Below are 12,199 nucleotides of genomic sequence, written 5' to 3'. Positions count from 1 at the left end.
ATTAAAAATACAGACCTCGTTTTTCTTATTAGTTGGCCTGCGCGACCGGAGCCGCGCAGGTTGTTTTCATTGGTTAAGCCAATGGCTTACGCCATGGTGTCGTCTTCGCCGACCAGGGTCGAGGTGAGCGAGCCACCAACAACCGTCATGTCAACCGTGTTGCCCAGGATGTTGGCACCCTGCACAATGCTTTGGTTGAAGGCCGTTGTGTCGACAACTGCCGATGCCTGAGCTTCGGAGATCCCGGTGACGAAACCGTCATCACCGTTGTTCGAACCCCACCAGCCAGCGTGGCCGGCTGCGCCGCCATCACCGTTCAGAGCGTTCCCGGCTGCACCACCGTGGCCGCCAAGGGACAGACCATGTCCACCCTCTGAATAGCCACCTGTGCCGTTGCCGCCGCCGCCAGCGATTGCGCCAGCTGCGCCACCGGCACCACCAACACCCAGACCGACGCCCAGGCCAGCACTGTGTGCTGCGCCAATGCCGCCAGAGCTGCCGCTGTCGCCGCCGTCGCCATCGCTATAGCCGGACGCGGCACCAATTGCGTTGCCGCCGTCACCAGCGTCACCTGCAGCAGCCAAGCCAGCACCGGCACCGGCACCGACCGGGATCAGGCCCAGGCCACCAAGGCCAAGTCCGACACCGATTGCGCCAGCATCGCCACCATCGGCATCGCTCAGGCCGATTGCGCCAGCTCCGGCATTGCCACCGTCGCCGCCGTCGCCGCCGTCACCCGTATCGCCGCCAACACCGACGCCAACACCGATTGAACCGAGGCCACCACCGGCACCTGAGGCACCGTCACCGCCAACAGCAGCTGCAATGCCGCCATGGCCACCGGCACCGCCGGTTGCACCAGAATGGCCGCCATAGCCTGCGGAATCACCGCCCCAGCCGCCGACAGACGCTGCACCAGAACCACCGTTGCCGCCTTCAGGCTGCGCTTCGATGCCTTCATCTGCGGTTGCGGTGCCACCTTGGGCGCCACCACTCTGCTGGAAGTTGGCGTTGTTCTGCACCTGAGCATTCGAGATGCTGTCGTTGTCTTGCAGGTTTGCAGACTGGGCCAGCGCTACGCCGGCATCGTTGCCAGCACCTTTCAGCGCGTCCTTCAGAACGTCACTCATGTTGATGTCGTTGCCGGCACCAACGGAGTGATGGATTGTTCCATTTTGTGCCGAGATGACGTCACCGACGGAGCTGCCTCCGGACAGGTCGAAATCAGAGAAGTCGTCGTCGGAAGGCAGTCCTTCCAGGCCGACGCCCACATCCACGGTCACGTCCACATCGGTATTGCTTGTGTTCGTGGCAGTGTTTGTCGCCGTGTTCGTTGCCGAGTTGCTGGCTTCGTTGTGGTTGCCATTGTAGTTGACGTTGCCGTTGGCGTTGAGGTTGCCATTGGCATTCCCGTTGGCGTTGCCATTGGCGTTGCCGTTGTGGTTGCCGTTGGCATTTCCGTTACCATTCAGGTTGCCGTTGGCGTTGCCGTTCAGGTTGCCATTGCCGTTGCCATTGAGGTTGACGTTTTCACTCTCGCTGGACTGGCCTTGATGCTGGCCCTGACCTTGACCCTGGCCCTGGCCTTGAGCCTGACCTTGGCCCTGACCTTGCAGTTGCCCTTGGGCCTGCAGGCCGAAAAGATGATTATGACGATGTCCACCCATGATAATACTCCTTGTGAGGCATTCGATGGTCACCGCTCTATCTCAAGTGACATCTCGTCGAATGCGTTTGGGTTTTAGTTGTGTTGAATTTGATCGGGTCGCCGTGACGAAATCTCGGTCGTGGCAAAACCCATGGTTATGCTCTTAGACTGTCGGTTGTGTTCCCCTTTCCTTTCCCGGGGGCGGGACAATTCGAAAGGCGCTGATCTGTAAAAAATAAGCCGGACGACATCCTCGTGGATTAAGTCGCAGATCCGGACAGATCTGATGCGTACCTTTCGGTAATGATGCCCCCCCATGGCATTTGCACAAAATCGTGCTGAAGGAACGATGCGGGGGAATCGGGCATCAAAAATAGCCGCTAATTCAGCCTAGTCCTGATGGCGGTTTAGAAAAGGTCCGAAGTTTCATGAGGTTGCGGCGATTTACTTCAACCGGTTCAACTAGGGGCTCTAAACCGTCCGGTGATTCGGACTAGCCTAAGAGAACTTGACCTGTACGAAGGGTATAGTTGAGATGGTTTTATATATATCGAAAGGTTTAGAAAATGGCTGAAAATTTGAAGAGTTGGTCAAAAAGTTGTTATTAAACTTAGTTAATGCTACGCTAACGGTTCTTTAAACAAACTATTTTCACGACCGGTCCGAGAGGGCCAAATTTTAACTGGCGGTGCTAGATATCAATCTGGGGGGGCACTGTAATGATACACATGGACGAGGCGCGGGGTGACCGCGTTGATAAATTGTATGATATGGAACGGACAACACATTCGGTTGTCGCGCTTGTATCAGGAAATCAGAAGTTTTCGGAGCGGCTCTGCCGTGTGACCGAATCTGAGCTCGAAAAGTTCGGGGTCAAATGTTTCGAGACTGTCGATCAGCTTGTCGATACATTGCCGAACTGGCGGGAGCGATTACGCCTGATCGTGCTTGATCAACCTGCGGCCGGGAAACTTGACAGCAATCTGGCGGGATGGGTGCGTACGCAGTCGGGGGCAAGCTTTGCCTGTGCCTATTGTGACGTGAACAAGACCAGACCTATGGTCAGCACTCTTTATCCGGCAGCGGTTTCAAGCTTCTTTCCTTTGAACCTGAACTTCGACGCCTGGATTTCGATGCTCAAGCTGTGCTTGTCGGGACATCTTTACGTGACGCCCGAACTGATCGCGCCGATAGATACCGGAGCGGACCGACCGCGCGAGCAACCGGTTGAGCCGGTCGCGAAGTCCGCGGATCAGCCATCTTTGGGCAACAACCTGGATCGACTGACGCAGCGCGAGATGGAAGTTCTGCAGCATGTCGCCAAGGGACGTCAGAACAAGGTGATCGCGGCCAAGCTGGGACTTTCGGAAAATACGGTCAAGCTGCACATTCACCACGTGATTTCCAAGCTGGGTGTGCACAACCGCACGGAAGCAGCGATGATCTATGCCACGTCAAGGGACTGACATCACGCCGCAAGACAACGAAGCGGCCCTGCGCGAGATTTTTCTGCGCGTGGGGCAGCTGAATTTCAACTGGACCAATACCGAAAGCCTGTTCATTCACGTGACCGCCGGGCTTGCGAATGTCGACAAGGATGTGGCGATTGTCATTTTCCTGACCCTGAACACCACAAGTGCCCGGTTGGATCTGGTCGACAGGCTGGCAAAACTGCCGCGCACCCCGCAGGTGCAGCGCGATGCGATCCTTGACCTGACATCGCGCTTTCGCAAGGAGTCTGCGCTGCGCAACAAGTACAATCACTGCATCTATTCCTTCGATCCCGAAGGGGGCCCGCTGAACACCATCATGATGCGCATTGCCGATCGCAAGAACCGCATTCTGGTTGGCAAGCAGGAAGTGGCGGACGCGCAGGAGGTCGCCAATATCGACGCGTCGATTGCGCGTCTGAGGCAGCTTAATCTTGATATCTGGAAAACCGTCGCGACCTTCGGTTATCCAATCTGACAAACAAGACCCATCGGTCTGTCCCTGTCATGGGTGCACCTGAGTCTGACATTTAGTGCAGGTTAAAACGGTGGTTGACCAATTCTCACACTTCCCACCCACAGAAAATGGCCCGGTAACCTGATCAATCTCATATCCGAGCTTCTTCATAAACGGATAGTCATTCTCTGATGTTTCCACCACACCGCTAATCCCGCATTCGGGGCAAGTTATTGAGTGAGATGATCTGTCGCGAGCCGCCATGCGTTCAATATGGGTGCTGTACGAGCGGCATGCAAATCAAAGCTGACTATTTGGAAATTCAAAGTGACCCACTACCCTCATTTGGTCTGCATTGAAATTAATCTTACTTGCGCTATCGTCCATCCGGATTTGCCTGAAGCGTTTCGGGAAACCCTGAGATACAGCTTTTCGCGAAACACTTTAGCATGCTGATAAACCGAGCGGGGAATAACACTGTGCCAGATACCATAAAGGGTTTACTTGCAAGCCATCCCGGAACGGCACCTGCGATTGGTGCGCCTGATCGGGACTGGCTTGACTATGCGGGCCTCAGAACACTCTCTGACACGGTTGCGGCCTCGCTGCACAGAGCGGGCATCGGGCGCGGGGACCGCGTGGCGATCATTTTGCCCAATGGCCCCGAAATGGCCACGGCCTTCGTCACAATCGCGCAAACCGCTGTCACCGCCCCGCTGAACCCGGCCTATCGCGAAGAAGAGTTCGCTTTCTATATCGACGATCTGAAAGCCAAGGCCGTGGTGCTGATGGAGGGTGACGATGGCCCGGCAAGCGCTGCTGCAGAGAAACTTGGCGTTGCGGTTCTGCGGCTTGCCTTTGATCCGGCTGATCCCGCGGGTCAGTTCACCTTGTCATCGGAAACTACCGACCGTGGCGATCAGAGCGTACCGGGCGCAGACGATGTGGCGCTGATCCTGCACACCTCGGGCACAACGTCCCGACCCAAGATCGTTCCGCTTCTGCAATCCAATGTCGCGGCCTCGGCGCATAACATTGCCACATCGCTGGCGCTGACCTCGGATGATCGCTGCATGAATGTGATGCCGCTGTTCCACATCCACGGCCTTCTGGCGGCGGTGTCGGCCACGCTGTCGACGGGCGGGCAGGTGTGGTGTGCGCCCGGCTTCGACGCCCTGCGGTTCTTCGGCTGGCTGCGCGATGCCGACCCGACATGGTACACAGCGGTGCCGAGCATGCATCAGGCGATCCTGTCACGCGCGGCGCGCAACGCCGATATCATCGAGGGCGCGCGGCTGCGTTTCCTGCGATCGTCATCGGCCTCGCTGCCGGGTCCGGTGATGGAAAAGCTGTTCGAGACATTCGGCGCGCCGGTGATCGAAGGCTATGGCATGACCGAAGCTGCCCACCAGATGTGTTCCAACCCGCTTGAGCCGGGCACCCAGAAACCCGGTGCGGTTGGCGTCCCGGCCGGACCCGAGGTGCGCATTGCCCATGAGGTGGAGCCTGAACTGGCCGATGGTGGGGTTGGCGAAGTTGTCATCTCTGGTCCCAATGTGACCCCGGGATATGAGAACAATCCCGATGCCAATGCGAAGAATTTCTTCGAGGCCGAGGGCAAACGCTGGTTCCGCACGGGTGATCAGGGCACGTTTGACAGCGACGGTTTCCTGACGCTGACCGGACGGTTGAAAGAGATCATCAATCGCGGCGGCGAGAAGGTCAGCCCGCTGGAGGTTGATGGCGTGCTGTCTGCGCATCCGGCGATTGCCCAGGTCGTGACCTTCGCCTTGCCGCATCCCAAGCTGGGGGAAGAGGTTGCCGCTGCCGTCGTCCTGCGCGAGGGCGAGGATGCAACCGATCGCGATATCCGCGAATTCGCCCTGGAGCGGCTTGCGGATTTCAAAGCACCTCGCAAGGTGATCATCCTTGACGAGATCCCAAAGGGTGCAACCGGCAAGCTGCAACGGATTGGATTGGCTGAGAAACTTGGCCTCGTGGAGACATCCGGGTCATGAAGATCTGCATTTTCGGCGCGGGCGCTATCGGCGGCTATATGGGCGCGAAGCTGGCCGAGGCGGGGGCCGATGTCAGCCTTGTGGCACGTGGGCCTCATCTGGAGGCCATGCGCGAGAAAGGTTTGACACTGATCGAGGAAGGCGAGTCCAAAACCCTGCCGGTGACAGTGTCGGAGAACCCGGAGGATCTTGGCCCGCAGGACTATGTCATCGTTACGCTCAAGGCGCATTCGGTGCCGCCCGTGGTGGGCAGGATGCAACCTCTGATCGGTGACGGGACGACGATTGTCTCGGGCGTGAACGGTGTGCCCTGGTGGTATTTTCATAAGATCGGTGGCGATCTGGAGGGGACACGTTTGGAAAGTGTCGATCCCGGCAATGCGCAATGGGACGGCTTTGGGCCGGACAATGTACTGGGCTGCGTCGTCTATCCAGCGGCAGAGGTCAGCGAGCCCGGCGTGATCAGGCATATCGAGGGCAATCGGTTTTCGTTGGGTGAGCCATCGGGCGAACGTTCTGAACGTGCGATGGCTTTGTCCAAGGTGCTGAGCGCGGCCGGGCTGAAGGCACCGGTGCGGCCCAAGATCCGTGATGAAATCTGGGTCAAGCTTTGGGGGAACCTGTCGTTCAACCCGATCTCGGCACTGACGCACGCCACGCTGGATGTGCTGTGCACCGACCCCGGCACCCGCGAGGTGGCGCGCAACATGATGCTTGAGGCGCAGACCATTGCCGAAAAGCTTGGCGTGAAATTCCCCATTGACGTGGATCGCCGCATTCAGGGCGGTGCCGATGTGGGCGCGCACCGGACGTCGATGCTGCAGGACCTTGACGCGGGGCGTCCGATGGAAATCGACGCGCTGGTGGGATCAGTGCAGGAGCTGGGCCGTGTGACAGATACGCCGACGCCCACGATTGATACGGTTCTGGCCTTGATCCAGCTGCGGGGGAAGGTGGCCGGGCTTTACGGTTGATCGCATCCGGCGCAGCCTCTTGAAGGCTGGGAGGAAGATCGGGATCAGTGCCAGGCTGCGTGAGGAAGATCGACGGATCGCCCGAGCAGAGCAGGAGCGACTGGCGCGGCGTTGGTTCAGCAATGGGCCCCGGCCCGCTGGTCAGAACGACGGGCGCAAGCGTTTAACCCATAGGCACGGTCATGAATCCTGCCGGTCCAGATCGTGGCCTGCGGTCGCGCCGCTGATCAGCTGATAGGACAGCAGGTTCGTGATTGTTGCAGGATCGCGGATCAACGGCCTGCGCTTTTTGGGCAAGGATGCCCTGAACTCCCGGGCGCGCCTCTGGATGGCGACGGCGTCTTCCAGCGACACGAAGGTGAATCGCAGATGTTCACCCGGTCGAGTCTGAGCAACGCGCGGAAGATCGGCGGGCAGGACCGATCCGATCCGGGGATATCCACCCGTTGTCTGGCATTCGCTGAGAAGTACGAAAGGCGTGCCGTCGCCGGTGATCTGGATATCACCCGGCACGATCACTTCGGACAAAACGCTCAGCCCCGCTTCGCTTTTGAAGCCTTCGCCCTCCGGAACAAGGCGGACACCCATCCGGTTGCCGCGCGTGTCGCGTTGAAAGCTTGTTGCCTCGAAACGCGCGATCTCGGCGGGTGCGAAGAATTCCGTCTGCAGGCTTGATACAATCCGGACCGTTCCGCCGCCGAACCGCTCTTCCGGGGGCAGCCTCCAGCCTGTGTCGCTGCGCCCGTCCTGACCCACTGCAAGGCGATCCCCCGGTTCTATCCGGGCACCGATACCTGCGGCCAGATGCGCGCTTCCAGCGCCCAGCAGCTGCGGTGTTTCCACCCCTCCGCCGAGGTGCAAATAGCCGTAATTGCCCGCCACGGCGGCCCCTATCTGCAGCCGCGCGCCCTTGGGCAGCAAGTGGCTGGCGTTCCAAGCAAGGCGTGTCCCGTCGATGCTGGTCGGCATCGGCGCCCCGGTAAGCGCGATGCGCATGTCTTCTGTGGCTTCGAATTCGCCGCCCATGCCGACCAGTTCAAGCGCCGCGTGGTCGTCCTTTTGCCCAAGAAGGGCTGCGCCTTCGGCCAGCGCCATCCGGTCAGCCGCGCCGCCGCGCGACAGTCCGAACGCCAAATAGCCCGGCCGTCCGAGGTCTTGCACGGTTATGCCGGGCCCGACACGATGGACGATCAGGTTGCGTGTCATGGGATGGCCTCGCTTACCGCGCCACCATTCTCGTCGTCTTGCAGGGCCGCGAGTGTCTCGGAGCTGGTCGGCTCAAACAGCACCTCGTCGCCTGGGCGCAACAGGAACGGTTCGCGCGCTTCGGGCCGAAACAGGCGAAGCGCGGTCTGGCCGATATGACGCCAGCCGGTGGGGGTGGCGACGGGAAACAAAACCAGTTGGCGGATGGCAACGCAAAGCCCGCCCGCCGGCACCTGCGCGGTGAGCTCGGTTTGCCTTGGGATGTCCCATTCGGGCGGCAATTCGCCCAGATAGGGCATGCCCGGTGCAAAGCCGATGGTTTGCACCCGCACGCGCGTCGCCGAGATCGAGGCGATGGCCTCGGCCTCGCTCAGCCCGGCGGCCTGTGCGCTCTCGGCGAGCTGAGGGGCCGCATCGCCGCCAAAGACCGTCGGAACCCGCCATAATCTGCGTCCGGTTGGAAGCGCTGCCGCATACCAGTCACGTTCCTGCAATAACCCTTCCAGAGCGGTGCGCATCGCCCCATGATCGCGCCACAGCGGATCGAACCGCAGGTAGGTCGAAACGAGCGAGGTCGAGCTTTCTTCGACCCCCTCCCACCGGGCATGTTCGATTGCGTCGCGAAAGGCGAGGCTGGCGCGGTTTGCCGGTTCGTTCAGGCTGTCGCCGAAGCTGATGACAAAACCGTCATATCCGGCGGTACGAATCCGCGGCCATGTTGATTTCTGGGTCTCCGACATCGAATGAACGTTCCTCAGGCAACCACCGGAAGCGGTCGGACTTGGTATGAAAACTGCAACGCGCGGTCAAGAACCGGGTCGGTGAGGCTCATTCTATAGGAGGACGCGGGCCGCACACCACCAATCGCGCCAAGAGTGCCGCAAAGCATGGCCTGACCATCGGTGAGGCCAGCACTCTCGGCCAGTTCGCCAAGCGGCTTGATGCCTGTCAGCGGTCCGGTTTGGTACGTCGTCCACTTGCCCTCTTCCTCGATCTCGCACAGCAGACGCAGTTGATCGAGATGCGGGCTGACCTCGTTGAACCGCCAGAGCTGAGCTGCGACAGGTTTCGGGCAGGCTTGTTTCGAGGCGGCGACGGACACTGCTTCAAATTCACGGTCGGTATGGTCCGAACCGAGCCCAAGGAACAGTTCGCCATCCAGCTTGACGAGAAGCGGTTCAACCTCGCCCGAGGTGGCGGTGCCCAGCACCTCGATCTCCGGCGATTGCACCAGAAGGGAGTTGGAAACCCGGTAGAACAGCGGCACCTGACTGGGCGGGGCCACGCCCAGCTCTGCCAGCTCATCTATGTGGTGCTGAACCGCGTCGGGGTCGCGCCCTGTCCACCCGGCGACGATCACCTGCTCGATCGGGGCGTCGATCTCGGTCTTGTTCACACTAAACCGCATTGCGTGTCACCCTCCCAGAACCGAAGGCAAATAAAGCGCGATGGCCGGGAAAGCGATCAGCAAACCGGCCATGATCAGCATGGCCACCACATAGGGAACGCTGCCAAGCATGACTTCACTCATCCTGCCCGATTTGCGCGCGCCCTGAACGACATAGAGATTGAGCCCCACAGGGGGTGTGATCAGTGCCATCTCGATCAGGACGATCATCAGGATGCCAAACCAGATCGGATCATAGCCCTGTGCCACCACCAGCGGCACGATGATCGGGATGGTGACCACCATGAGCGACAGCGTTTCGATGAAGAAACCCAGCACGATGTAGATCAGAACCACGACGAGGATCGTGCCGAGGGGCGACAGGCCCAACCCGCCCAGAAATGCTTCAAGCTCGCGCCCCAATCCGGCGGAGGCCAGTGTGAAGTTGAGGAACGATGCCGCGATCACCACCAGCATGATCATCGACGTGATCTTGACGGTGCCGAGGATACTGTCGGTGAACATCTGCAGGCTGATGCCGCCAAAGAACGCGGCGATCAGCACGGCACCTGCAACCCCGACAGCGGCGGCTTCGGTTGGCGTGGCCCAGCCCTTGTAGATCGTCCCGATGATGATGGTGAACAGCAGCACGATGGGGATCAGTTGCAAAAGCGCCCGCAGCATTTCGGCCAGGGCAAACACTCGCCGCGTCCCGCCCAGGCTTGGGCGCACCATGCAAATCAACATGGTGATCACCATGAAACCAATCGCCAGCGCCAGACCGGGCAGCAGGCCAGCCAGGAACAGCTGCGGGATCGAGGTTTGTGTCAGGAACCCATAGACGATCAGGTTGATCGACGGCGGGATCATGATGCCCAACGTCCCGCCTGCGGCGATGGCGCCGGAAAAAAGCTTGGGGTCATAGCCGAGCTTTTCGGCCTGCGGCATGGCCACGGTGGCCACGGTGGCGGCCGTGGCAACGGAGGAGCCCGACGTGGCCGAGAACATCGTGGCGGTGGCGATATTGGCGTGCACCAAGCCGCCGGGCATCCAGCTGACCCAACGATCAAGCGCCGCATAGGTGCGCGAGGCGATCCCCGAACGCACCAGGATTTCGCCCAGAAGCACGAAGAAGGGAATGGCGATGAGCGTGGCATTGTTCGAGGTGGACCAGACCTGATTTCCCAGCCCCTTGATCAGCGGAAAGGGACTGAAGAAGGCATCGATGCCGAAACCCAGAAGAAACAGAACAATGCCAACCGGGATCGACAATGTCAGAAGCCCGAGCAGGCCGACAGAGATATAGCCGATCATTTCAGCGCCTCCTCTTCACCAAAGCAGCCGATCGCGGCCTCGGATTGCTCAAAGCGGCCTTTCACCACCAGCATGAGCGCGGCAAGAAGCGTCAGCCATGACACGATGGCGAACCAGACCCATCCTGCGAACCACGGTGCCTGCACCAACGCGAGAGGCGTTTCCAGCGGTGTGTTCGCCCGCGAAGAATTGGCCAGCGACCGGGAAAGAACAGGCCAGCATTTCACCGCGATCAGCGTCACCGTTCCGGCCATCATGGCCATCGAGAAAAGATCGAAAAGCGCCCGGCCAAGCTGACCGGTGCGGGCGCGCAGGATGTCGATCCGCACATGCCCCAGTTCGAGAAGCGTGAAGGCCATCCCCCAAGAGGTTGCGATGGCCATGACATAGCCGGAAATCTCGTCGGTTCCGCCAAGGGAAGACCCGATCCGGCGAAGAAGGATATCCAGAAGGACGATGGCGGCGCAGGCCAGAAGAACGAGCCCCGTCAGGATCGCGATGTACCTGTTCAGGCTGCGCAGTTTATCAAGAACGAGCTGTTCCATGTGGTCCCTCTGTCTTGTCATTCGGTCGGGAAAAGATGCGCGCGCCGCCCATATGCAGGCATGATTTCCGCGATCCGGCAATAGGGGTGGGCGCTTTTGCACCCACCCCTAAGCGTTTAGTTGGCGATGGTTACGCCGACGGTGGCACCCACGCTGGCGTTCCAGCGCTCGGCCCAGTCACCGCCTGCCCGTTCGGCCCAGTCGGGCAGAACTTCGCCCACCAGCACATCACGCGCCTTGGCGAAGTCGGCGTCGGAGACCTCAACCAGCGTCATGCCGCGTGCATCGCCCGACGGGCACTCGCCATTGCCGGTAAGGCAGGCAATGTCGTTGACCAGCGCATCCTGCGCGCTGGCCCAGGCGGGGCCTTCGAATTCGGCCGCGATCTGCTCGGTGATCAGTGTCTGGGTGTCGGCATCAAGGCTGTTCCACTTGTCCATGTTGACCGCCGTCACGACGCTGTCCCAGCCGCCCAGCGGGATCGGCATCAGGTGGGTCGAAACTTCCCACCAGCCCGCGGAATAGCCTGACCCGGCTCCGGTCACGGCGCAGTCAACGACACCCTTCTGCAGCGCGCCCGGCACTTCCGAGAAACCAACATTCACCCCCTCCGCGCCAAGCGCTTCGAGGAACTTGGCGGTCATCCGGCCCGAGGCGCGCACCTTGAGGCCCTTAAGGTCGTCCAGCCCGCTGACCTCGGCGTTGCAGAACACCACTTGCGGCGGATAGGGCGCGATGGCCAGAACGTGACTGTTGAACCGGTCCTTGTAGATATCGGCCACCATCGGGCGGGCGGCATCGACCATGGCGCGGGCCTCGTCGGCGGTCAGGGCGAGCAGCGGCACGTCGAGCCCTTCAAGCTCCGGCGCATCTGCCACGGCATAATCCGCGACCGTCATTGCCACGTCATAGACGCCGTCGCCCAGCAGGCGGAAAACGTCGCCCACGCCAAGATTCATCTGGTTATGCGTGGTCAGGTTGACGTTGATGTTGCCGCCCGAGGCAGCGGGAAGTGTCTCGCCCCAGAACGGCGCTTCGTATTGCTTGTGCAGGGGCAGGCCGGACCAGCTGCCGACGACCGACAGGTCTTCTGCCATGGCTGGCACCGCCAGTGCAGTGGTGGTGGCGAGGATTGCTAAGATACGTTTCATTTCGGTCTC

General features: G+C 60.4%; 11 protein-coding genes. 4 read left to right on the top strand and 7 right to left on the bottom strand.

Translation table 11 applies throughout. From position 1 onward, the window contains the following. Positions 1–86 precede the first annotated feature (86 nt). Positions 87–1,667, bottom strand: coding sequence for a hypothetical protein (locus V6N02_RS09930; RefSeq protein ID WP_371225424.1), 1,581 nt, complete (start codon positions 1,665–1,667; stop codon positions 87–89). An 823-nt stretch (positions 1,668–2,490) separates the two neighbouring features. Here V6N02_RS09930 and V6N02_RS09925 point away from each other — a divergent pair. The 4 genes from V6N02_RS09925 to V6N02_RS09910 all read left to right on the top strand — a co-directional run bounded on the left by V6N02_RS09925 (position 2,491) and on the right by V6N02_RS09910 (position 6,587). Next, positions 2,491–3,114, top strand: a complete 624-nt coding sequence (locus tag V6N02_RS09925; RefSeq protein WP_371225423.1) for a response regulator transcription factor — start codon at positions 2,491–2,493, stop codon at positions 3,112–3,114. After that, on the top strand, positions 3,095–3,616 hold the full coding sequence (locus V6N02_RS09920; RefSeq protein ID WP_371225422.1) for a hypothetical protein: 522 nt from the start codon (positions 3,095–3,097) through the stop codon (positions 3,614–3,616). Before V6N02_RS09925 ends, V6N02_RS09920 begins: the two co-directional genes overlap by 20 nt. Positions 3,617–4,074: 458 nt before the next feature. Next, entirely contained in the window at positions 4,075–5,613 is a 1,539-nt protein-coding gene (locus tag V6N02_RS09915) for an acyl--CoA ligase (protein WP_371225421.1), read from the top strand. Further along, on the top strand, positions 5,610–6,587 hold the full coding sequence (locus tag V6N02_RS09910; protein WP_371225420.1) for a 2-dehydropantoate 2-reductase: 978 nt from the start codon (positions 5,610–5,612) through the stop codon (positions 6,585–6,587). The genes V6N02_RS09915 and V6N02_RS09910 overlap by 4 nt, the downstream gene beginning before the upstream one ends. A gap of 180 nt (positions 6,588–6,767) precedes the next feature. On the opposite strand, the gene V6N02_RS09905 is transcribed toward V6N02_RS09910, so the two are convergent. From V6N02_RS09905 to V6N02_RS09880, 6 genes are all read right to left on the bottom strand, one after another. Further along, positions 6,768–7,793, bottom strand: coding sequence for a 5-oxoprolinase subunit C family protein (locus V6N02_RS09905; RefSeq protein WP_371225419.1), 1,026 nt, complete (start codon positions 7,791–7,793; stop codon positions 6,768–6,770). Continuing rightward, a complete protein-coding gene (locus V6N02_RS09900) occupies positions 7,790–8,533 on the bottom strand; it encodes a 5-oxoprolinase subunit B family protein (RefSeq protein ID WP_371225418.1) in 744 nt (247 codons plus the stop codon). Before V6N02_RS09900 ends, V6N02_RS09905 begins: the two co-directional genes overlap by 4 nt. A gap of 14 nt (positions 8,534–8,547) precedes the next feature. Further along, a complete protein-coding gene (locus V6N02_RS09895) occupies positions 8,548–9,201 on the bottom strand; it encodes a DUF2848 domain-containing protein (RefSeq protein WP_371225417.1) in 654 nt (217 codons plus the stop codon). Between the two features lie 6 nt (positions 9,202–9,207). Then, a complete protein-coding gene (locus tag V6N02_RS09890) occupies positions 9,208–10,494 on the bottom strand; it encodes a TRAP transporter large permease (protein WP_371225416.1) in 1,287 nt (428 codons plus the stop codon). After that, positions 10,491–11,039, bottom strand: coding sequence for a TRAP transporter small permease subunit (locus V6N02_RS09885; RefSeq protein ID WP_371225415.1), 549 nt, complete (start codon positions 11,037–11,039; stop codon positions 10,491–10,493). Before V6N02_RS09885 ends, V6N02_RS09890 begins: the two co-directional genes overlap by 4 nt. Positions 11,040–11,155: 116 nt before the next feature. Further along, positions 11,156–12,190 carry a TRAP transporter substrate-binding protein gene (locus V6N02_RS09880; RefSeq protein ID WP_371225414.1) on the bottom strand — a complete coding sequence of 345 codons (1,035 nt, stop codon included), beginning with the start codon at positions 12,188–12,190 and terminating at the stop codon, positions 11,156–11,158. Positions 12,191–12,199 lie beyond the last annotated feature (9 nt).

This window comes from Roseovarius conchicola (assembly GCF_041403425.1).
GTDB lineage: Bacteria > Pseudomonadota > Alphaproteobacteria > Rhodobacterales > Rhodobacteraceae > Roseovarius > Roseovarius conchicola.
The sequence above is the reverse complement of the archived record's forward strand: the minus strand, read 5'-3'. Positions and strand labels throughout refer to the sequence as shown.

Excerpts from the sequence above, each read along its gene's own strand:
- V6N02_RS09930 (WP_371225424.1), bottom strand. The coding sequence starts at position 1,667 with ATGGGTGGACATCGTCATAATCATCTTTTCGGCCTGCAGGCCCAAGGG.
- V6N02_RS09920 (WP_371225422.1), top strand. The coding sequence starts at position 3,095 with ATGCCACGTCAAGGGACTGACATCACGCCGCAAGACAACGAAGCGGCC.
- V6N02_RS09910 (WP_371225420.1), top strand. The coding sequence starts at position 5,610 with ATGAAGATCTGCATTTTCGGCGCGGGCGCTATCGGCGGCTATATGGGC.
- V6N02_RS09905 (WP_371225419.1), bottom strand. The coding sequence starts at position 7,793 with ATGACACGCAACCTGATCGTCCATCGTGTCGGGCCCGGCATAACCGTG.
- V6N02_RS09900 (WP_371225418.1), bottom strand. The coding sequence starts at position 8,533 with ATGTCGGAGACCCAGAAATCAACATGGCCGCGGATTCGTACCGCCGGA.
- V6N02_RS09895 (WP_371225417.1), bottom strand. The coding sequence starts at position 9,201 with ATGCGGTTTAGTGTGAACAAGACCGAGATCGACGCCCCGATCGAGCAG.
- V6N02_RS09890 (WP_371225416.1), bottom strand. The coding sequence starts at position 10,494 with ATGATCGGCTATATCTCTGTCGGCCTGCTCGGGCTTCTGACATTGTCG.
- V6N02_RS09885 (WP_371225415.1), bottom strand. The coding sequence starts at position 11,039 with ATGGAACAGCTCGTTCTTGATAAACTGCGCAGCCTGAACAGGTACATC.
- V6N02_RS09880 (WP_371225414.1), bottom strand. The coding sequence starts at position 12,190 with ATGAAACGTATCTTAGCAATCCTCGCCACCACCACTGCACTGGCGGTG.